The sequence below is a fragment of the Stenotrophomonas sp. 86428_Sma genome (genome assembly GCF_056481585.1).
Map to the genome: position 1 here is coordinate 3,048,549 of NZ_CM151156.1, position 21,188 is coordinate 3,069,736.

The following is a 21,188-nucleotide window of genomic DNA, read 5'->3' on the forward strand; positions in this document are numbered from 1 at the left end:
CGTCGGGGGCAGCCTGGGGTCCTGCGGCGGGTGACTGGAGCGGGATCCAGAGGGAGTATCGGCGACGCCGTCGGCCGCTTTAGCGGGATTCCGCGACGTCCGTCGCAACTCTGTGCATTGCAGCCGGAATGCGGTAGACGATTGCCGTGTACTTCACGCCCCGCTCACGTGCCACAGCCTGCCCACCAAGGGACTCAGCCAGTGCACGGCTGGACCGGTTCCGTTCCGCCACCGGGTAGCGGAACGCAGCACAGCGCAGGCGCCCGGAGGCCGCCGACCACACCGCCGCCACTGCCTCGCGGCCATAGCCGTGCCCATGCATCACTTCTGCGATCCAGATGCCCAGTTCGGGTTCTGCTTCACGGGCTCGATGCAGGCCTGCCAGGCCAAGGAATACCCCATCCCCGCGCCTGCGGATCACCAACGTGATGTCGGTCCCGTCGGCGATGGTAAGCAGCCACGTCCGCCAGACGGCAGCAAACGCCTCCTTCGAGGGTGGCGGCTCAAACGCCATGTAGCGGGTCAGCCCGGGTGTGATTGCCACAAATGCCTCGTCGGCGTCACCGGGCGTGAAAGGCCGGAGGTGCAGCCGCGGACTGTCGATGGTCCAGTCGTCCAATGTCATCTTCTGCATCGCCTGGGCATTGCGTGCAGCATCGCTCAGCAGAAGGATGCAGCTCAAGGCAGAAAGGTTTACATGACCAATGCGGGATTCCCCAGCAGGAGAAAATGACCAGCATGAAGGTCCCGCAGGATGCTTATCGACATGGAGATCGCATGTTCCCTCGCTTTGCCAGCCTTCTCTTCCTGGCCCTGTGCAGCAGCAGCGCGCTGGCCAACGACGCCGCCTATCGACCCGCCTTCCACCCCGACCAGCTGAAGGGACCACCCGCAGGACGCCCGAACGAAGTGCTGGTGCTGGGCAGCCCGCACCTGTCCAGCCTGCCGGAGACCTTCACGCCGGCGATGCTGGAACCTCTGCTGCAGCGCCTGGAAGCCTGGCGGCCCACCGCGATCGCGGTGGAGAACCTGTCCGGCCTGCAGTGTGACTTCATGCGCCGCAATCCGGCCCGATACGCGGAGAGCGTAGCGGACTACTGCGTCGATCCGGCACCGGCGCAGGCCGCCACCGGCCTGGACGCGCCCAGCGCCAACGTGGAGATGGAACGCCTGCTTGCGGATTGGCCGAAGGCGCCGACCGCTGCCCAGCGGCGCCGATTGGCCGCCGTGTTCCTGGCCGCGGGCGAAAGCAGCTCGGCAGTCGTCCAATGGCTGCGGCTGTCCAGGGAAGAGCGACGTGCTTCGGACAGCCTGACACCGGAGCTGGTGCAGTTCCTCGACACGCGCATGGCCCGCCGCAACGAGGCCGGACTGGTGGCCGGCGTACTTGCGGCACGCCTGGGGCTGGAGCGCCTGTGGTCGGTCGACGACCACACTGCAGATTCGCCAACACCGGAATCGCAGCAGAAGGCCTACGCTGCCGCCATACGCGGTGCCTGGGACAATTCCTTCGTCAAAGCGCGCAGGGCGGCCGATGAACGACTGGAGGCCAATCTTGCTCAACCGGATGGATTGCTCGCAATGTATCGCGCCTACAACGCCCCCGCAGCCGCGATGGTGGCCTTCAACAGCGATTTCGGCGCGACCCTCGTCGAGCCCTCGCCGGAAGGCTTCGGCCGCAACTACGTGGGCTACTGGGAAACCCGCAACCTGCGCATGGTCGCCAACATGCGCGACATCCTGGGCCAGCATCCAGGCACCCGCATGCTGACCATCGTCGGTGCCTCGCACAAGGGCTACTACGAGGCTTACCTCAACCTGATGCACGACGTGCAGCTGGTCAGTTCGGATGAAGTACTGCGCTGACGCAACATGACGTGGAGGATGCGGTGACCATCCACTGCATCACTCCACCGCGTTCCTGCCCGTCCGCCAAAGCACGATGCTGGCGGCACCGATACAGGACAGCGTGAACACCAGCAGGGCGACCGCGCCGCCCTGCAGTACCGGCAGCAGGGCCTGTGCGTGAAGGTCGCCTCGCAGCTGTTCCGCACGCAGGCAGGCGGCCAGCGCGAGGCACCAGCCAACCATCGCCGGGGCGTAGGCCCGCATCGCAACCGGGTTCCAGACCTTCATGGGATCACCTGCATGAGTGGATGTGCGCGCAGTATTCGCGCACGCCCTCTCACAGGCTGAGATCAGCCTTCGGCGGCTTCGGAATCATCGCCGGGCAGCTCACTGGCCTCGCCCTGCACCTGTACGTTGTTGCGACCCATTGCCTTGGCCCGGTAACACTGGGCATCAGCCGCTGCCACGGCCTGGTCCACGCTCATCCCACCCGCCAATGGCGCGATACCGATGCTGGCACCCACATGCAGGCGGTCCCGGTCCCACGGAATCGACAGCGATGCCAGGGTGTGCAGCAGTTCACCGCCGATGCGCGCGGCACGACGCGGCGTGCAGCCGGACAGGATCACTGCGAATTCGTCGCCGCCCAGACGCGCCACTACGTCCGAATCGCGCACACCGTGGCGCAGCACGCTGGCCACCGCCCACAGCACGGCATCGCCAGCCAGATGGCCCCAGGTGTCGTTGACCGGCTTGAAGCGGTCCAGGTCGATGTACATCAACGACGCGGCCTGGCCAGTTCGCTCGACGCGGGTGATCGCCTGCTGCAGATGCACCTCGAAACCGCGACGGTTGCTCAGCTCGGTGAGCGGATCGATCTCGGCCAGATGGCGCGCTTCGCGCTGGCGCGCGCGCTGCTGGGTGTCATCACGCAGTACCCACACTGCACCGCGTACATGACCTTCATCATCGCGCAGCCAGGCACGGGTCAGGTCGACCGGGATCGTGGCCGTGCCCAGGCGCAGCAGAAGATCGGCGTGCAGGTCCACCGCATTGCTTTCCGGATCCAGCAGGACCGACACATCCAGTACCGAGCCGGGCGCATATTCGGTGGTCAGTGCCAGCACGTCCTGCACCTTGTGCCCGGCCAGCGACAGCGCGCCATCACCCGCCAGGGTGCGTACTGCGGCGGCATTGGCGTAGTCGATACGGCCATCCAGGCTGACACTGAGCACCAGGTCGGCAACCGCATCAAGCGTGATACGGCTGCGCTGCTCGCTCTCGAACAGGCGCTGCTCGCTGCTGCGCTGGGCGCTGATGTCCTGGATCTGCGACACGAAATGCAGCGGTTCACCGTGCTCGGTGCGCACCAGCGACACCGACAGCCGCGCCCAGATCACCTTGCCGTCGCGATCGAGATAGCGCTTTTCCAGGTGGTAGTGGCTGCGCCGCCCGGCCAGCAGATCCTGCACCAGGGCCAGGTCGGTCTGCAGGTCATCGGGGTGGGTCAGGCGCTGGAAATCAACCTGCAGCAGTTCTTCGCGGGGGTAGCCCAGGATCCGGCACAGTGCGTCATTGACGTCCAGCCAGCGTCCTTCCAGCGACACCAGCGCCATGCCCAGCGCCGCCGACGTGAACGCACCGGCGAATTTCTCTGCCGACAGGCGTGCTTCGGCGCGCGCCTGCAGGATCTCGGTGATGTCGATGGACATGCCGACATAGCCGATCCGCGCGCCGCCGGCACCATCCATGCGGCTGATCGACAAGCGCACCTGGCGTGGCTGGCCATCCTTGCGCCGCAGTGTCCACTGCCGTGAATAGGTCTGCTCATCGGCGCGGGCGCTGAGTGCTTCAAACGCGCCCGGCAGGCTTCCGTCCGCAGCCGCCAGCGGACGCAGCCAGGCCGCCAGCTCGTCCGGATCGTGGAAATCACCCAGTCGCCGCTGGCCGACCACTTCTTCCGCGCTGTAACCCAGCAGGCGTTCCGCGCCGGTATTGAACAGGGTGATGGTGCCTTCGGTATCGGTCGCGATCACCGCCACCTCATCGGACGCGTCGACCACGGCCTGCAATCGCTGCCGGCTCTCGGCCGCATCCTGCCGCGCCTGCTGCAGCTCGGTCACGTCGGCGTGCGCACCGGCCATCCACAGCGGTCGTCCCTGCCCGTCCCATTCGAACACGCGGCCACGGTCGTGGATCCATATCCACTGGCCATTCTTGTGGCGCATGCGCAGCAGGCAGACATAGTTGTCGCTGCGGCCTTCGAAGTGATCCTCGAGTGCCGCGTCGGACAGGACGATGTCGTCGGGGTGGACCAGCTTCAGGAACGTCTTCTGGCACACCGGCTCCAGCTCTTCCAGGCGATAGCCGACAATCTCCGCCCAGCGCGCATTGACCCGCATTTCGCCGGTCTGCACGTTCCATTCCCAGGTACCGGCAGCGGTGCCGTCGATGATCATGGCCAGGCGCCGGCGCTCCTCTGCCAGTTCCTGCAGGCGCCGCTCGAGCAGCCCGTTGCCGTTGTTTCCCTGGCCCGCCATCAATCCGGTCCCCGGCCCGCACAGGCGGGCAGCAGCCGCAGCACAACGCTGCAGCCCTCAACGAAGACAACGGGTCCTGCTGGCGTCATGGCCCTCCCCAGCGACAGCGGGGAGGCCAAACGCCCCCCTCAGGCGCAAGTGTGCGCAATCACGGGGAAAATCGACAAGTCCCCCGCCACGAATCAAGCGTGACGGGGGACACGGTCCTCAACTGCGCTTGGCGCGGGCGAAGGCCTCGGCCAGGGCGTTGTTGGCCGGGGGCGCGGACTGAGCGGGACGGCCGCCATTGCCCTGGCCCCGGGTTGGCCCGCGGTTCTGGCCGCCTGCGTCGCGGCGCGGCCCCTGCCCCTGGCCGCGGTCATCACGCTGGCCCGGGCGGCTGGTGGCCTGCCCGGGGGTGTCGTCCAGGCGCCGGGTCAGGGCGATGCGCTTGCGCGCCACGTCCACCTCCAGCACCTTGACCTTGACGATATCGCCGGCCTTGACCACGTCGCGCGGGTCCTTCACGAAGGTATCGGAGAGCGCCGAGATGTGGATCAGGCCGTCCTGGTGCACGCCGATATCGACAAAGGCGCCAAAGGCCGCCACGTTGCTGACCACGCCTTCCAGCACCATGCCCTCGCGCAGGTCCTTGATGTCCTCGACGCCCTCGGCGAAGCGCGCCGCCTTGAACTCCGGACGCGGATCGCGGCCCGGCTTCTCCAGTTCCTTCAGGATGTCGCGCACGGTCGGCACGCCGAAGGTGGCATCTGTGAACTGCTCGGCCTTCAGGCCACGCAGGAAGCTGCCGTCACCGATCAGCGCCTTGATCGGGCGCGCGGTGCTGGCCACGATGCGCTCAACCACCGGATAGGCTTCGGGGTGCACCGCCGAGGCGTCCAGCGGCTGGTCACCATCGGCGATACGCAGGAAGCCGGCGCACTGCTCGAAGGTCTTCTCGCCCAGGCGCGCGACCTTCAGCAGGTCCTTGCGACGCTTGAACGGGCCATTGTCGTCACGATGGCGCACGATGTTCTCGGCCACCGTGGACGACAGGCCGGACACGCGCGACAGCAGCGCGGCCGAAGCGGTGTTCACGTACACGCCCACGGCATTCACGCAGTCCTCGACCCGCGCATCCAGTGCCCGCGCCAGGCGGTACTGGTCCACGTCGTGCTGGTACTGGCCGACACCGATCGCCTTGGGTTCGATCTTGACCAGTTCGGCCAGCGGATCCTGCAGGCGGCGCGCGATGGACACCGCGCCACGCAGCGACACGTCCAGCCCCGGGAATTCCTTGGCCGCGAACTCGGACGCCGAGTACACCGACGCGCCCGCCTCGCTGACCACCACCTTCTGCAGCTTCGGGTTGGCGGTCGCCTTGATCGCTTCGCCGGCCAGCTTGTCGGTTTCACGGCTGGCGGTGCCGTTGCCGATCGCGATCAGTTCCACGTTGTGCTTGGCGCACAGCTGCTTGATCGTCTGCAGCGACTGCTCCCACTGGCGGCGCGGCTCGTGCGGGTAGATGGTGTCGGTGGCGACCAGCTTGCCGGTGGCATCGACCACGGCAATCTTGCAGCCGGTGCGGATGCCCGGGTCCAGCCCGAGTACAGTCTTCGGGCCCGCCGGCGCGGCCAGCAGCAGGTCCTTCAGGTTGTCGCCGAACACTGCGATGGCTTCGGCCTCGGCCTTTTCGCGAGCCTGGTTGAACAGGTCCAGCAGCAGATGGGTGTGCAGCTTGGCACGCCAGGTCAGGCGGCAGGCATCCAGCAGCCAGCGGTCGGCGGCGCGGCCCTGATCGGCGATGCCGGCCTTGCGCGCCACGCGTCCTTCGGCGTACTGGTGGCCGGCCTCGGCCTCGTTGCCCGGGTCCAGCTCCAGGAACAGGATCTCCTCGCGGCGCGCACGGAACAGCGCCAGCAAGCGGTGCGAGGGAATCTTCGCCAGTGCCTCGGCGTGTTCGAAATAGTCACGGTACTTGGCGCCTTCGGTTTCCTTGCCCTCGGCCACGCGGGCACGGATCACGCCGGTCTCGCCCAGCCAGGTGCGCAGCTCACCGACCAGCGCGGCATCTTCGCCCCAGCGCTCCATCAGGATCGCGCGTGCACCTTCCAGCGCAGCCTTGGTGTCGGCCACGCCCTTGTCGGTGTCGACGAAGGAAGCCGCGAAGACCTGAGGGTCCTGCGTCGGGTCAGCCAGCAGGCCATCGGCCAGCGGCTCCAGGCCGGCCTCGCGGGCGATCTGGGCGCGGGTCCGGCGCTTGGGCTTGTACGGCAGGTACAGGTCTTCCAGCCGGCTCTTGGTGTCGGCGGCCAGGATGTCGTTGCGCAGGTCGTCGCTGAGCTTGCCCTGCTCGCCGATGCTGGCCAGCACCGCCGCGCGCCGGTCTTCCAGTTCGCGCAGGTAAGTCAGGCGCACTTCCAGGTTGCGCAGCTGGGTGTCGTCCAGGCCCCCGGTCACTTCCTTGCGGTAGCGCGCGATGAACGGAACGCTGGCGCCCTCGTCGAGCAGGCCGACGGCGGCACGTACCTGGGCGGACTGGGCACCGATCTCGTCGGCGATGGTCTGGGCGATCTGCTGGGCGAGCGCGCTCTGGGCGTTCTTGGCGTCGTGCATTGCTTCAGGTCTGTGCCGCGTTACGGGAAGACCCCATTCTGGCAATCCACGACGGAGCCGGACAAGGCATTGACAGGGGGCGAGGTTCAGCAGCGATGCCGGAGTGGACGCCGGCATCCTGGCGAAAAGAGGGCTCGGACTGGCCCTGGGCTGGGATGCCGGCGCGGGCGCGCGATGGTGGGCGCGCCCTGCCGCGTGTTGCGGAGGTCAGCGGTAGTGGCGGGCGGCGCGCTGCATGACGATCTCGTCACGCATGCCTTCCAGGGCCATCAGGCGGACCTTGCCGACACCCTGCAGTTCCATGAACCGCTCCGTGTAGAACTCCGGCCCCAGCGCGGTGTCGGCGCGGGATTTGCTGAAGCCGTAGGGCACCACGCCCTTCTCGCCATCCTTGCTACCACCGACATAAAGAACGATTGCCATGTGATGTATTCCTCCAAATTGCTACTGCGTACTGCACTCGATGAGCGATGCTGCGAGCTCATCGAGGGAGAGCTTACCGCGTCGAACCTGACTGGAACGTCACGAAGGCTAATGACGATCGGTTGCATGCAGATGACTGCGGGATCGCAGCAGAATGCTTACGGATCTTTAACTTCCGACTAACGAATCGGGGGTTTCCAGCCAACGGCGCAGCCCCTCGTGGGTGGTTTGGGATGATCGCGGAAAGCCGGTTTCCTGTGGGCTGGCCGGGTGGGTGGGGATGGCGGGGACGCCGTGAACCCGTCCATGGGGGCTTAGCCGCGGCATCCATGCCGCGGATACCCCGCCAGCCCCACCCACCCGGCCGCTGACAGATTTCTGCTGCGTCTGCCACCCACGGAGAAGAAAAAAAGATCAAAAGCAAAAGCAGCCTGGCCGGCTGCTTTGTTGCTTCCTGTGGAGCCAAGCCATGCTCGGCTCACGAGCAAGCGCAGCGCGCGACCCGCTTCTGCTGTTCTATTTCTTCTCCGTGGATGGACGCGCACGGAAACTGTCAGGGGCCGGGTGGGGTGGATTCGCGGGACCGTTGGCGCCATGGATGGCGCCATCGAGCCCCCAGGGACGGGTTTACGGCGTGTCCCGCGAACCCACCCCGCCCGGCCCAATCACATGAAACGTATTCCCCGACCAAGCCACGAGGGGCTGCGCCGTTGGCTGGAAACTACGGCCACCAGCCATGCCCGAACCGGGCGAAATGATCGGCCGCGCGTTCGAACGGGTTGCGCGCACTCACGCCACCACACAGCAGGTATACCGGCAGGTACAGCGGCCCCAGCACCATGTACTGGTATACGTGCGCGCGCTCGTGGTCGTCCAGCCGGATCAGCGGCTCCACGCCCCAGCCCGCCTGATGCGCATAGGTGCGGCAGGAAATGCCCAGGTCATGGCCGGTGTGCAGGATCACATTGCCCAGCGTGATCGCCCCACCCGGCCCCCACGGCCAGCGGTCGAACACCAGTGCGCAGTCCCGCCCGCTCCAGCGCAGCGTCGCGCCGCCGAGCATGCCGGCCAGGCCACCGATCAGGCCGAGCAGCGAATTGGGGGACGCCCATGCCGCGCCCACCACCTGCAGCGCGCGCAGCCAGATCGGCCAAGGCTCCGGAGCAGTCTTCAATCGGCCTCGTTCGGCATCAGCAGCCACAGGATCAGGTAGACCAGGATGCCGGGGAAAGCCGCCGAGCCGATCGAGACCAGCACGAACACGATCCGTACCAGCGTGGGGTTCCAGCCGAAGCGATGGGCGATGCCGCCCATCACGCCGGCAATCATGCGGTCGTTCAGCGAGCGCGACAGCGTCTTGGGCGTGGTGTTCATGGCGGCGTCTCCTCGGCTTACGGGCAGAACCAGTCGAGCATGGCTCGACTTTACACCCGGGCCGTGTCTACGGCGTGCGGTGGCGCAATGCCTGCAAGCGTGCACCGAACCAGGCCGCTGCCGTCTGTTCGGGCTGCCCCGGGCAATGGATGCGATAGGGCTTGCCGCTCATGCTGCTCTGGCTGGCGGCGCGCTCGATGAACTGCTCGGCGCTGTCCACCATGTCCTTCTTCAGCAGGTAGTCGTACTTGCGCTGCAGATGCGCGCGCGCATCGCTGCCGTCGTACCAGCTGCCATTGCGCTGGAACCGGCATTGGGAGCCGTCCAGGCTGGAGATCAGCTGGGCGATTTCTCTTCGCGCATCCGCGCTGGGGGCGGCCTGGGCAACAGGGGCTGCCAGCAGCAGCGTGGCAAGCAGCAGCGAAATCCTTTGCGACATCATCATTCTCCATGCAGTCGAGCATGGCTCGACGCTACAAAAAAAACCGAAGCAGGCCTTACGGGTCGCGCGCCTTCAGCCAGCCATCGATCGTGGCCGGCACTTCGCGCTGCGCGCGGCCGGACACGTAGATGCCGATATGGCCACCGCGGAAACTGGACTCGGTGTAGTCGTCCGTGCCCAGACGTCCGCGCATTGCGCGCGAAGCATCCGGCGGCACCAGATGGTCCTGCTCGGCGTAGATGTTCAGTACCGGCAGGGTCACCTTCGACAGATCCACCGCCTCTTCGCCGATCCGCACCGTGCCGTTCATCAGCCCGTTGCCCTGGTAGAACTGCTTGATGAAGTCGCGGAACGCCTCGCCCGCCAGGTCCGGCGAATCGAAGATCCACTTCTCCATGCGCAGGAAATCCTCCAGCGCCGCCTTGTCATCGAGGATGTCGAGCAGGCCGACGTACTTCTGCACGTTCAGGCGGAACGGCTTGAGCATCAGGTAACTGGCATTCATCAGGTCGGCCGGGATGTTGCCCAGCGTGTCGACCAGCAGGTCCACATCCACCTGCCGCGCCCAGTGCGAGAGCATGTTGTCGGCGGTGTGGAAATCGACCGGGGTGACCATGGTGATCAGCTTGCCCAGCTTCTGCCGGCGCAGCGCGGCGTAGCACAGCGCGAACACGCCGCCCTGGCAGATGCCGAGCAGGTCGACCGGTCCACCACTGCGCGCGCGCAGCGCATCGACCGCGCCATCGATGTAGCGCAGCAGATAGTCCTCCAGGGTCTGGAAGCGCTCCGAGCGATCCGGGTAACCCCAGTCCAGCACGTAGACGTCCTGCCCCAGCGCCAGCAGCTTCTGCACCAGTGAGCGATCGGCCTGCAGGTCGACCATGTACGGCCGGTTGACCAGCGCGTAGACGATCAGCAGCGGCGTGCGCCGGGTCGGTGCCTGTTCGCCGACGAAGCGGTACAGCACCACCTTGCCGTCGCGCCAGACTTCCTCGCGGGCGGTGACGCCATAGTCCACGTCTTCCACCTGCGGCAGCAGCTTCAGCCCTTCCATCAGCTTGCGCTGCATGGCCAGGGTTTCCTGCATCAGGTCATCAGCGTTGAAGCCCAGCGGTCCTTTCATCGGTCACGCGTCCGTGTGGAAGTACGGGGCGCTGCCTTTGGTGCAGCCCTTTTCGCAGGCGCCTTTTTCGCAGCCGCCTTCTTTGCCGGCGCGGCCTTCTTCGCGGCCTTGCGCGCGACCGGCTTCACCTTCGCCGGCGCCGGCTGTGCCACCGGATCGACCTCGCCCGCACCGGCCATGGCCACCACCTGTGCCTGCAGGCGGCGCAGGCTGCGCTCCAGCTCGGCGATGCGGCGGTGCGCGGCGTCCATCTCACTGCGGGTCGGCAGGCCGATCCGTTCACTCATCTGTTCCACCTCGCGCTGCAGGCCGGCGCGCAGGCGCATCTGAGCGTTGCCCAGCGCGGCATACACCTGCTGGAACGGTTCGGACATGGCGACCTTGGCGTAGGCCTCCTCGGCCACTTCAATCCACAGGTCGAACATCGCGCGGGCGCTGGTCAGCTGGCTGCCCGGCTGCTCGTGCTCGGCCAGGCGCTGCTCGAACAGCGCGAAGGCCTCGTCCAGTGCCTGCTTGATCTGATCGACGTAGGCGCGTGAATGCTGCTGGTATTCCTCCTGCGCCCGCAGCAGCGCCTGCCAGCGCGCCTGGTGCTCGCGGCCGGGCCCGAACGCCGGGCTCTGCAGCCACGGACCGGCCTGCAGCTGGAACTGCTGCAGCCAGGCGGCAAACTCCGGTACAGCAGCGCCAGCGTGGGTGCTGCCACGGGCGCCCTGCAGCATCCACTGCAGCATGCCGTCGCCCTGCCCCTGCACCGCCTCGCGCCAGGCTTGTGCCACATCGGCACTGCTGGCGTCGCGGCCGGCGAAACGCGCGGCCACTTCCTGCATGGTGCCGTACCAGCTGCCCGCCTGTTCGCGGAAGCGGCGCACGGCATCTTCCGGCGCGCCCTGCCCCTGCTCAGGCAACAGCTGGCCCCACCAGTCGAACAGCCGTTGCCAGCTGCCGGGGTCGTCACCTGCCGGCGCACCGGGCGTGCTGGCGTGGCGCAGGGCATCGCCCCAGGCGCCGAAGTACTGCCGGGCCAGGGTCTCGAAATCGCTGCTGCCGGCGTCGTGGGCCGAGCTGGTCATCGCAGGCCTCCGCAGGGCTGGCTCATGGCTTGGGAATGCGCAGGGTCTTGCTGATCATCAGCGACCCGGACAGGGCGAACAACAACACCATCGGGTGCAGCTGCCACGGGCCGATCTGCCACTGGCCGAACCAGATGTTCTGGCCGATGGCATCGGTACCGGCAGCGATCGCCAGCACGATCACCAGCACCAGGCTGGTCGGGATCGGGGTGCCCTCGAAATACGCGACCTTGCCCTCGTCGCCGGCCAGCGCCTCTGCGGTGACGTTGTAGCGCGCCAGGCGGCTGACGCCGCAGCAGACGAAATAGCTCAGCACCAGCCAGTCCCAGCCGCCCTGCATGCCGCAGGCGTAGGCCAGCGCCGCCGGGGCCACACCGAAGGAGATCACGTCGGACAGCGAGTCCAGCTCGCGGCCCAGGGTGGAGCTGGACTTGCGCCAGCGCGCGATGCGCCCGTCGAGGGCGTCGAAAATGAAAGCCAGCGGGATCAACGCCATGCCGAACAGCAGGTAGCCGCGCTCGCCGTCCTGCAGGAAGCGCATTGCGGCAAAGACCGCACCGGTGCCGCAGAAAGCATTGGCCAGGGTGAACCAGTCGGCCAGCTGGAATTCGCGCAGCATCGAGAAGTGACGTTTCATGGGGTCTCACGGAGCATCAAGGCCCACAGGTTACCGCGAGCGCCGCCACTGGCGACAGCGCTGGCAGGCCCCAGCCTTCACCGCTCCCTCACCTGTCCTCACCGGCGGTGAATTTTTCGCCACCCATCTTGACAGCCTAGGGGGGTGGCGCCTGTCGCGGCTTATCCACAAAGTTGCCCACGCGTAATCCACACCCCCTGTGGACAACCAGATCTCACCGACTGCGACGCTGGACATTTCCTCATCACCCCGAAGCGGGGTTTCCCTACTTCCCAAGCCACAAGGTCGGCGCTATGGTCACCGGCGGACCCGCCGCCGCCACGTCCGAAACTCTGCAACGGACGATGATGATGCTGGATGCTCCCACTCTGGCCGCACAGCTGCGGCAGCCCCATGGCGAGGCCGCGCTGGCGGTGGCCGACTCGATGAACCGCAGCAACGGCGCACTCAACCTGGCCGCGATCGGGCTGCTGGCCGTCGGTACTGGCGAACGGGTCCTGGAGATCGGCCCCGGCAATGCGGCCTTCGCGCCGCTGATGCTGCAGGCCACCGGCAGCCACTATCTGGGTATTGAGCTGTCCACCGCCATGGTCGAGGCCGGCAACCAGCGCCTGGCCAGCGCCGGGTTGGCCGAGCGTGCCGCGATGCGACACGGCGACGCTCATGCGCTGCCGGTCGCCGATGCCGCGATGGATGCCGCGCTGGCGGTCAACACCCTGTACTTCTGGCCCCACCTGGCGCCGGTGCTGGACGAGCTGGCGCGGGTGCTGCGCCGGGGCGGCCGCCTGTGCCTGGCCTTTGGCGACGCCAGCTTCATGCGCAGCCTGCCATTTGCTGCCGACTTCCAACTGCATGAGCTGGACGCGGTGGAGCTGGCGCTGCGTGTGTCGGGCTTCCGCGTCTCGGCCTGGCGCAGCCACCGGGAATCCGCAGCCGGCAATGACGGCCAGATCCGCGAAAAGCACTTCCATCTGCTGCTGGCACAGCGGCGCTGAAGTGGTAGAGCCGGCCGCTGGCCGGCTGCCGCGGCCGTTCCGCGTTGCCGGCCAACGGCCGGCACTACCCAGCCCGCACCCGCCGCCAGCGAGCGAAACAGAACACCTGCATCACCAGTGGTCGGCCCACCGCAGCCGCCGCAACGACTGTGATCCGACCGCGTGGTAGAGCCGGCCGCTGGCCGGCTGCCCCGGCATTCCGGATTGCCGGCCAGCGGCCGGCACTACCCAGCCTGCACCCGGCGCCGCCAACGCGCGAAGCAGAATACCTGCATCACCAGCATCGCCAGCAACCCCAGCGGCCACGCCCACCACAGGCCGGCCAGCCCATGCCGCGCCTGCAACCACATCGCCAACGGCAGCTCCAGCAGCAGTACCGCTGTCATGCCCAGCAACGCTGGCAGCAAAACCGTGCCGCTGCCGCGCATTACCCCGACCAGCACCGCGCTGCCTCCCATCGCCAGCACGCCCCATACCACCGTGCGCAGCTGCGATGCGGCCAATTCGCGCACCTCTGCGGCCGCCAGAATCAGCCCGGTCAGCCAGGGCGCCAGCGCCATCACCAGCAGCACCACCACGCTCAGCATCGCCAGCCCAAGCAGCACACCGGTGCGAGCGATGGCGGGCAGCCGTGCCGTACGCCCCGCGCCCATCGCATGCGCCGCGAGGATGGTGGCGGTGATCCCCAGCGACATCGCAGGCAGTTGCACCCAGCTCATCAACTGGTTGACCGCACCGTAGGCGGCCGTGGCCGTGTAGCCGTAGCGGTTGATCCAGCCCAGCAACACGATTTCGGCAATGGCCAGGCTGAGCATCTGCAGCGATGACGGTACGCCGATGCGCAGCATCGCGCGGATGAGCACGCCATCGAAACGGATGGCACGCAGCAGCTCACGTCCCGGCGCCAACGGGTGCTCCATCCTCTGCCACCGCCACATAAGCCAGGCCAAGGCCAGCAGCGAGGCAAACGCCGCCGAGACTGCCGCACTGGCCGAACCCAGCTGCGGCAGGCCGGCCCAGCCGAGGATCAGCAGCGGCGTGCACAGCAGGCCGACCACCGTTGCCAGCAGCAGCGCACGCAGCGGCGTTTTGGCATCGCCCACCGCACGGCTCACCGCAGTGGCCAGCCACAGCAGGAAGATCGCCGGTGCCGCCAGCAACAGCACGCGTGCGTAGACAATGGACTCACTGAGGACCGCTGCCGGCGTGCCCAACGCCACCAGCAGTTGTGGCGCGAAGCCGCCGCCCACAGTCATCACCAGCACCGACAGCAGCAGGATCAGCGCCACCGCGCTGCCAGCCACGGCGCGTGCCTGCTGCGGGCGGCCCGCGCCCCAGGCCTGGCCGATCAGCACCATCGCACCGGTCGCCAGGCCCATTACCAGGGCCAACAGCAGGAAGAAGACCGGAAAGAACGCAGCCGCTGCAGCCACTGCCTGTGTGCCGAGCAGATGGCCGAGGTAAATGTTGTCCAGCGTGCCTGCGGCCAGCTGCAGCGCATTGGTCAGCAGCATCGGCAGCAGCAGGGTCAGATAGGTGCGCCACAGCGGGGGTGCTGCCGGAGGTATCGGATGTACAGGGGTGCTCATGGGGTTCTCTGGGCAAGGCGCCGCCCTGCCCGGCGTTTCCGCAAGCAAAGCACGCACAGGGGAAGCGGGCCTGGACCCGCGGTCAGGTGGGGCCGTCGCTCAGCAACGGCGCGATGGCTCAGCCGTCGGCGTGGTCCGCAGGATCGTCGAAGGCCAGGCGCAGAGCGTGGGCGCGCACATCCGCGGGCCAACTCCGCAACGCCGCTTCCAGGCCCGCGCGGTCATGCGCGAACAGGACACGGATCGCCTCCTCGAAACCCGGCAGGTCACCGGCGATGGTCTGCAGGAAGTGATAGGCACGCTCGCTGTCACGACGCTGGCGGTCCTTGTCAGCACCGGCACGGCTGGCCGCTTCCACCAGCCGGCGCAGCACCACCGAGGCCCCACCCGGCTGTTCGGCCAGCCACGCCCAATGGCGCGGCAGCAAGGTCACTTCTCGGGCGACCACACCCAGCTTGGGGCGGCCACGGCCACGTGGGGTTGCGGGCGCCTCTTCGGCAGTGACGTCGGCATCCGTCCCCACGGCGGCGGGAAACGCTTCGTTTACCCGCGAAAGCAGTTCTGCGTCGCTGCCACGCGTATCGAAATCACGGGTGCGACCGGTGGCGTTGTCGAACACCAGCAGCGGACCGGCAGCGTTGTCGGCACGCAGCTGCTTCAGCGCCAGCGCGGCCACTTCCGGCGTACCGGAAGCGACCAGGCGATGGCCGTCGAAACAACTGAAGGGAGGAAGTCGGGACGCAGGCATGGCAACGGCATCAGAGGCGATGCGCGAATATTGCCCGGGTAATTCTCCGCCGTCAATATTGCCCGGGTATTAATTTGCCAGAAGAGCGTGCCGACCAAAGGTTGGCAGCTACCCGATTTCCCGGCTCACAGGCGGCTGAAGGACCAGCTCACCATGCGCCCGTCCTTGTACGGCATCACGCCGTGGAACGGGCGCGGGTCGGCGTCGAACACCAGCGGCAGGAAGTTGCGGTCGCCCTCCCACATCGGCAGGGTGTCCAGCTTGTCCAGGTCCACCCACTCCAGCGTGCCTTCGTGGTTGCCGCCGTGCGGGGTGCCCTCGAATCCATCGATGACGAACACGAAACCCAGCCAATCCTCGCCGTGCTTGCCGAAGCCCGGCCAGCTGATGGTGCCGCGCAGGCGCATGCCGGTGCAGTCGATGCCGGCTTCCTCGGCGATCTCGCGGCGCATGCTGGCCGCCACATCCTCGTCCGCTTCGATCTTGCCGCCCAGGCCGTTGTACTTGCCCAGGTGGTGGTCACCGGGACGGGTATTGCGGTGGATCATCAGCACCTGGCGACGATCAGGCGACAGCACATAGCCCAGGGTGGCGACGATCGGGGTGTACGGCATGGGGCAGCATCCAGCGGCAGGTCAGCCGTGGATTATGGCCGATCAGCGCACCAGCGACAGGCGACGCTCGGCAGGCGCACTGGCGCCGTCGGGATCGCGGCGCAGGGTGGCGACACCGTGGCCACGCTCGGCCAGGTATTCCAGCCACTTGCCGAGGAAGGTGTTCATCCGCATGCGGTGGCTGATCAGCTCCGCCGGCGGCGGATACAGGCCCATCGTGTCCTGCCAGCGGCGGCCGACGTAGCAATGGGTGGTCTCGGCCTGGCGCGCGTCACGGTACAGACGCACATAGGCCGACGGATCCGGCTCACCGGTGACCGGGTCGGCCAGGTCGTAGGTCAGGCGCAGTTCCACCGTGTAGCGGTGGCACTCGATCACGTCCAGGCGGACATCCAGGCCGTCGCCGATCGAGGAAATGTAGCTGCCCGCCACCAGTCCGGCCGGTTCGAACAGACGCACCAGATGGCGGTAGTTTTCCGCGTACAGGCCCATGAGCCAGCTCAGCCGGCTCAGGCGGGGAATGCGTTCGGTGCGGGGCAAGGCTCGGGCCATGGGTCGATCCTACACGTTGGTGCTTCAACGTGGGGGCGCGCACGTGCAAGCCAACCCCTGGGTAGTGCCGGCCGCTGGCCGGCAGCTCTGCATCGCGGCCGAGGGTTCATCCACCAGCCGGCCAGCGGCCGGCTCTACCAGACGAGGATCAATACAGCTCGCGCTGCAGCCCCAGCGTGGCCAGCACCTTGCTGGAAATCTCCTCGATCGAGGTATGGGTGGTGCTCAGGGTCGGAATCCGCTCCATCTGGAACATCACCTCGGCCGCAGCCACCTCGCGCTTGCAGGTGTCCAGGTTGGCGTAGCGCGAGTTCGGGCGGCGCTCCTGGCGGATCTGCTGCAGCCGGTCGGGGTCGATGGTCAGGCCGAACAGCTTGCGCCGGTAGTTGCGCAGGCGCGGCGGCAGGCGGTCGCTTTCCAGGTCTTCGTCGGTCAGCGGGTAATTGGCCGCGCGCACCCCGTAATGCAGGGCGAGGTAGATGCAGGTGGGCGTCTTGCCGGCGCGCGACACCGCCACCAGGATCACGTCGGCATCGTCGTAGTTCACCGCGATGCCATCGTCATGGGTCAGGGCGAAGTTCATCGCGTTGATGCGGCGGTGGTAGGTGTCGAAATCCACCATGCCGTGGGCCTGGCCGACCCGGGCCAGGCGCGGACTGGCCAGTTCACGCTCCAGCGGCTCGATGAACGGCGCGAACACATCCAGCATCAGCGCGCCGCTGTCGGCCAGGATCAGGCTCAGGCTCTGGTCCACGCAGGAGTTCACCACGATCGGCCGGACCTGGTACCGCTCCCCTGCCGCCTGGATCCGGGCGCAGGCTTCACGCGCTTTTTCGGGGTCGTCGACAAACGACATGCGATCGGTAATGAAGCTGAACCCGGAGAACTGGGTGAGCAGGCTATGCCCAATGGTTTCAGCGGTGATACCGGTTCCATCGGAAACGTAGAACACCGGACGGATGGTCGACATGCGCGCTTTTACCCCCTACGAAGCCTAAAAAGGCCGCCAGCACAAGCTTGTGCCGACGGTACTCTGCCCGGCATCATATCGGCTTCTTCCTACGGACGCGGCCATTCCAGCCCGCCTCGGGCGATGGCCAAACGGAGCATCGCGCTTGAACGAGAACATCCTGTGGTTGCACGAACTGCGTCTGGCCGACCTGGCCCGCGTAGGCGGCAAGAATTCGTCGCTGGGCGAGATGATCGGCAACCTGGCCGGTCTGGGCGTTTCGGTGCCGGGCGGTTATGCCACCACCGCTGAAGCCTTCAAGGACTTCATCGCGCACAACGATCTGTCCAAGCGCATCTTCGACAAGCTGGCCACGCTGGACGTCGAGGACGTCAACGCGCTGACCGCAGCGGGCAAGGAAATCCGCACCTGGGTGATCGATGCCCCGCTGCAGCCGCAGCTGGACCAGGACATCCGCACTGCCTACGCCCAGCTGAGCGCCGACAATGGCGGCGGCGACGTGGCCGTGGCCGTGCGTTCGTCGGCCACCGCCGAGGATCTGCCGGATGCCTCCTTCGCCGGCCAGCAGGAAACCTTCCTCAACGTCACCGGTGCCGACGACGTCGTGCACAAGGTCAAGGAAGTGTTCGCCTCGCTGTACAACGACCGTGCCATCGCCTATCGCGTGCACCACGGTTTCAAGCATGAGGACGTGTTCCTGTCCGCCGGCGTGCAGCTGATGGTGCGTTCGGGCGTCGGTTCGTCCGGCGTGCTGTTCACACTGGACACCGAGTCCGGCTTCCGCGATGTGGTGTTCGTCACCTCGTCCTTCGGCCTGGGCGAAATGGTCGTGCAGGGCGCGGTCAACCCGGACGAGTACTACGTCTACAAGCCCACCCTGCAGGCCGGCAAGCCGGCGATCCTGCGCCGCTCGCTCGGCAGCAAGGCCATCCGCATGGTGTATTCGGATGTTCCGGGTGAGCGCGTCAGGATCGAGGACACTCCGGTCGAACTGCGCAACACCTTCTCGATCAGCGACGAGGACGTGCAGGAACTGTCCAAGCAGGCGCTGGTCATCGAAAAGCACTACGGCCGCCCGATGGACATCGAGTGGGCCAAGGACGGTGTCAGCGGCAAGCTGTTCATCGTGCAGGCGCGCCCGGAAACGGTGAAGTCGCGCAGCCATGCCACCCAGATCGAGCGCTTCGCGCTGACTGAAAAGGGCGGCAACGTGCTGGCCGAGGGCCGCGCCGTCGGTGCCAAGATCGGTTCGGGCGTGGCCCGCGTGGTGAAGACGCTGGACGACATGAACCGCGTGCAGCCGGGCGACGTGCTGATCGCCGACATGACCGATCCCGATTGGGAACCGGTGATGAAGCGCGCTTCGGCCATCGTCACCAACCGCGGTGGCCGCACCTGCCACGCCGCGATCATCGCGCGCGAGCTGGGCGTGCCGGCCGTGGTCGGTTCGGGCAACGCCACCAAGGTCATCGAAGATGGCCAGCTGGTCACCGTCAGCTGCGCTGAAGGCGATACCGGCTTCATCTACGAAGGCAAGCTCGGCTTCGAGCGCACCACCACCGATCTGGGCAACATGCCGCCGGCACCGCTGAAGATCATGATGAACGTGGCCAACCCGGAACGTGCCTTCGACTTCGGCCAGCTGCCGAACGCCGGCATCGGCCTGGCCCGTCTGGAAATGATCATCGCCAGCCACATCGGCATCCACCCGAACGCGCTGCTGGAATACGACCGCCAGGATGCGGCAACCAAGAAGAAGATCGACGAGAAGATCGCCGGTTACGGTGATCCGGTCAGCTTCTACGTGGACCGCCTGGCCGAAGGCATCGCCACCCTCACCGCCTCGGTCGCACCGAACGCCGTGATCGTGCGCCTGTCGGACTTCAAGTCCAACGAGTACGCCAACCTGATCGGCGGCAGCAACTACGAGCCGCACGAAGAGAACCCGATGATCGGCTTCCGCGGCGCCAGCCGTTACGTCGATCCGAGCTTCTCGGCCGCCTTCGCGCTGGAGTGCAAGGCCGTGCTGCGCGTGCGCAACGAAATGGGCCTGGACAACCTGTGGGTCATGATTCCGTTCGTGCGCACCCTGGAAGAAGGCCGCAAGGTCATCGAGGTGCTGGAACAGAACGGCCTGAAGCAGGGCGAGAACGGCCTGAAGATCATCATGATGTGCGAAGTGCCGTCCAACGCACTGCTCGCCGATGAGTTCCTGGAGATCTTCGACGGCTTCTCGATCGGCTCCAACGACCTGACCCAGCTCAGCCTGGGCCTGGACCGCGATTCGTCGATCGTCGCGCACCTGTTCGACGAACGTAACCCGGCAGTGAAGAAGCTGCTGTCGATGGCGATCAAGTCGGCACGTGCCAAGGGCAAGTACGTCGGCATCTGCGGCCAGGGCCCGTCCGATCACCCGGATCTGGCCGAATGGCTGATGCAGGAAGGCATCGAGTCGGTGTCGCTGAACCCGGACACCGTGGTCGATACCTGGCTGCGCCTGGCCAAGCTGAAGGCCAACGGCTGATGCCGTGATTGCTGAGGGCTGACGTCGCTTTCATCGGCGCCGGCCCATACTTCAGCTGCATGCAAGCCCCGCCTCTGCGGGGCTTGTTGTTTCTGGCGTCTGCGCGCGCCACCTCCCCCGCTGCAAAGGAGCCCGCATGCTCGCCACTGCCCCACCCGCCCCCGCCGCAACACCCTGGTTCCACTCGCTCGATTGGGAACGCCTGCTGGAGACCTACGGCGTGCCATTGCTGGCCGCGATCGTGGTGCTGCTGGTCGGCATGTGGGTGGCGCGACGCCTGTCCAATGCGATGCCACGCGCCACCGCGCGCATGGGCGTGGACCCGATGCTGGGCAATTTCCTGCGCAACGTGGTGTACGCCGCGTCGCTGGTGATCGTGGTGGTGCTGGCAATCGGCACGCTGGGCGTGCAGATCACCCCGCTGCTGGCCGTGCTTGGCACCGCCGGCCTGGCGGTAGGCCTGGCACTGAAGGATTCGCTGTCCAACATCGCCTCGGGCGTGATGCTGGTGACGCTGCGCCCGTTCCGCGTCGGTGATGTAGTGACGGTGGCCGGACAGACCGGCACGGTGCGCGAAGTGCGCATCTTCCAGACCGTCATCACCGGTGCCGACAATCAGCACACCACCATTCCGAACACGCTGATCACCGCTGCGCCGATCATCAACCTGACCGCCGAGCCGACCCGCCGCGTCGAACTGGTGGTGGGCATCGGCTATGAAGACAACATCCAGCTGGCGCGCGACACCGCGCTGGCGCTGATGAAGGCCGACCCGCGCGTGTTGCAGACACCGGCACCGGACGTAGTGGTGTACGAACTGGGCGCGCACGCGATCAATCTTGGCATCCGCTGCTACGTGAAGTCGGCCGACTGGTTCGGCACCAAGGTCACGCTGCTGGAACAGCTCAAGCTGGGCTTCGACAAGGCCGGCATCAACATCCCGTATCCGCAGCAGGACATGCACCTGTACCTGCATGGCAAGGATGGCGGCGTGGTCGAGGCCGACGCACTGGTGCGCGACAAGCCCTGATCCGACACAGAAATGCCGGCCAGCGGCCGGCACTACCCTGCCCCGCACATCCTGGTAGTGCCGGCCGCTGGCCGGCACCCACCCCATCTCCATACATCGGTAGTGCCGGCC

At 66.8% G+C, this 21,188-nt stretch carries 20 protein-coding genes; 4 read left to right on the forward strand and 16 right to left on the reverse strand.

Annotated elements, in window-relative coordinates; translation table 11 throughout:
- Positions 1-79 precede the first annotated feature (79 nt).
- Entirely contained in the window at positions 80-682 is a 603-nt protein-coding gene (locus ACZK3J_RS13995) for a GNAT family N-acetyltransferase (RefSeq protein WP_239509231.1), read from the reverse strand.
- Between the two features lie 95 nt (positions 683-777).
- Between ACZK3J_RS13995 and ACZK3J_RS14000 the strand changes: the two genes are divergently transcribed.
- Positions 778-1,866 carry a DUF5694 domain-containing protein gene (locus ACZK3J_RS14000; RefSeq protein WP_478475976.1) on the forward strand — a complete coding sequence of 363 codons (1,089 nt, stop codon included), beginning with the start codon at positions 778-780 and terminating at the stop codon, positions 1,864-1,866.
- 39 nt (positions 1,867-1,905) lie between these two features.
- Here the strand turns inward: ACZK3J_RS14000 and ACZK3J_RS14005 are convergent, their stop codons facing one another.
- From ACZK3J_RS14005 to ACZK3J_RS14050, 10 genes are all read right to left on the reverse strand, one after another.
- Positions 1,906-2,136: a hypothetical protein gene (locus tag ACZK3J_RS14005; protein WP_049400551.1), complete on the reverse strand. Its 231-nt coding sequence runs from the start codon at positions 2,134-2,136 to the stop codon at positions 1,906-1,908.
- Between the two features lie 62 nt (positions 2,137-2,198).
- A complete protein-coding gene (locus ACZK3J_RS14010; protein ID WP_049461919.1) occupies positions 2,199-4,388 on the reverse strand; it encodes a PAS domain S-box protein in 2,190 nt (729 codons plus the stop codon).
- A gap of 207 nt (positions 4,389-4,595) precedes the next feature.
- Complete coding sequence (locus ACZK3J_RS14015; protein ID WP_478475977.1) at positions 4,596-6,983, reverse strand: Tex family protein; 2,388 nt, start codon at positions 6,981-6,983, stop codon at positions 4,596-4,598.
- Between the two features lie 207 nt (positions 6,984-7,190).
- Complete coding sequence (locus ACZK3J_RS14020) at positions 7,191-7,406, reverse strand: hypothetical protein (protein ID WP_005410085.1); 216 nt, start codon at positions 7,404-7,406, stop codon at positions 7,191-7,193.
- A gap of 721 nt (positions 7,407-8,127) precedes the next feature.
- Positions 8,128-8,580 carry a hypothetical protein gene (locus tag ACZK3J_RS14025; protein WP_049462153.1) on the reverse strand — a complete coding sequence of 151 codons (453 nt, stop codon included), beginning with the start codon at positions 8,578-8,580 and terminating at the stop codon, positions 8,128-8,130.
- Positions 8,577-8,780 (reverse strand): PspC domain-containing protein, encoded by a 204-nt coding sequence (locus ACZK3J_RS14030; protein WP_014037612.1) that lies wholly within the window; start codon positions 8,778-8,780, stop codon positions 8,577-8,579. Before ACZK3J_RS14030 ends, ACZK3J_RS14025 begins: the two co-directional genes overlap by 4 nt.
- 67 nt (positions 8,781-8,847) lie before the next feature.
- Positions 8,848-9,222, reverse strand: coding sequence for a YfeK family protein (locus ACZK3J_RS14035; RefSeq protein ID WP_414574497.1), 375 nt, complete (start codon positions 9,220-9,222; stop codon positions 8,848-8,850).
- 55 nt (positions 9,223-9,277) lie between these two features.
- Entirely contained in the window at positions 9,278-10,345 is a 1,068-nt protein-coding gene (gene phaC, locus ACZK3J_RS14040) for a class III poly(R)-hydroxyalkanoic acid synthase subunit PhaC (protein ID WP_478475978.1), read from the reverse strand.
- A complete protein-coding gene (phaE, locus tag ACZK3J_RS14045) occupies positions 10,342-11,418 on the reverse strand; it encodes a class III poly(R)-hydroxyalkanoic acid synthase subunit PhaE (RefSeq protein WP_189721025.1) in 1,077 nt (358 codons plus the stop codon). Before phaE ends, phaC begins: the two co-directional genes overlap by 4 nt.
- Before the next feature lie 22 nt (positions 11,419-11,440).
- Positions 11,441-12,055, reverse strand: coding sequence for a CDP-alcohol phosphatidyltransferase family protein (locus ACZK3J_RS14050; RefSeq protein ID WP_032130352.1), 615 nt, complete (start codon positions 12,053-12,055; stop codon positions 11,441-11,443).
- Positions 12,056-12,399: 344 nt separating this feature from the next.
- Between ACZK3J_RS14050 and ACZK3J_RS14055 the strand changes: the two genes are divergently transcribed.
- Positions 12,400-13,050 (forward strand): class I SAM-dependent methyltransferase, encoded by a 651-nt coding sequence (locus ACZK3J_RS14055; RefSeq protein ID WP_134952214.1) that lies wholly within the window; start codon positions 12,400-12,402, stop codon positions 13,048-13,050.
- A 224-nt stretch (positions 13,051-13,274) separates the two neighbouring features.
- On the opposite strand, the gene ACZK3J_RS14060 is transcribed toward ACZK3J_RS14055, so the two are convergent.
- From ACZK3J_RS14060 to ppsR, 5 genes are all read right to left on the reverse strand, one after another.
- Complete coding sequence (locus ACZK3J_RS14060; protein WP_478475979.1) at positions 13,275-14,639, reverse strand: MATE family efflux transporter; 1,365 nt, start codon at positions 14,637-14,639, stop codon at positions 13,275-13,277.
- Positions 14,640-14,757: 118 nt separating this feature from the next.
- Positions 14,758-15,387 (reverse strand): DUF2239 family protein, encoded by a 630-nt coding sequence (locus ACZK3J_RS14065; protein ID WP_478475980.1) that lies wholly within the window; start codon positions 15,385-15,387, stop codon positions 14,758-14,760.
- Between the two features lie 125 nt (positions 15,388-15,512).
- On the reverse strand, positions 15,513-16,001 hold the full coding sequence (locus ACZK3J_RS14070; protein ID WP_049462146.1) for an NUDIX hydrolase: 489 nt from the start codon (positions 15,999-16,001) through the stop codon (positions 15,513-15,515).
- 42 nt (positions 16,002-16,043) lie between these two features.
- A complete protein-coding gene (locus ACZK3J_RS14075; protein ID WP_032130357.1) occupies positions 16,044-16,553 on the reverse strand; it encodes a DUF1249 domain-containing protein in 510 nt (169 codons plus the stop codon).
- Positions 16,554-16,701: 148 nt separating this feature from the next.
- A complete protein-coding gene (ppsR, locus tag ACZK3J_RS14080) occupies positions 16,702-17,523 on the reverse strand; it encodes a posphoenolpyruvate synthetase regulatory kinase/phosphorylase PpsR (protein WP_006452040.1) in 822 nt (273 codons plus the stop codon).
- A 145-nt stretch (positions 17,524-17,668) separates the two neighbouring features.
- Between ppsR and ppsA the strand changes: the two genes are divergently transcribed.
- Positions 17,669-20,047 carry a phosphoenolpyruvate synthase gene (gene ppsA / locus ACZK3J_RS14085; protein WP_014037623.1) on the forward strand — a complete coding sequence of 793 codons (2,379 nt, stop codon included), beginning with the start codon at positions 17,669-17,671 and terminating at the stop codon, positions 20,045-20,047.
- A gap of 136 nt (positions 20,048-20,183) precedes the next feature.
- On the forward strand, positions 20,184-21,077 hold the full coding sequence (locus ACZK3J_RS14090) for a mechanosensitive ion channel family protein (RefSeq protein WP_050509854.1): 894 nt from the start codon (positions 20,184-20,186) through the stop codon (positions 21,075-21,077).
- The last annotated feature ends 111 nt before the right edge of the window (positions 21,078-21,188 follow it).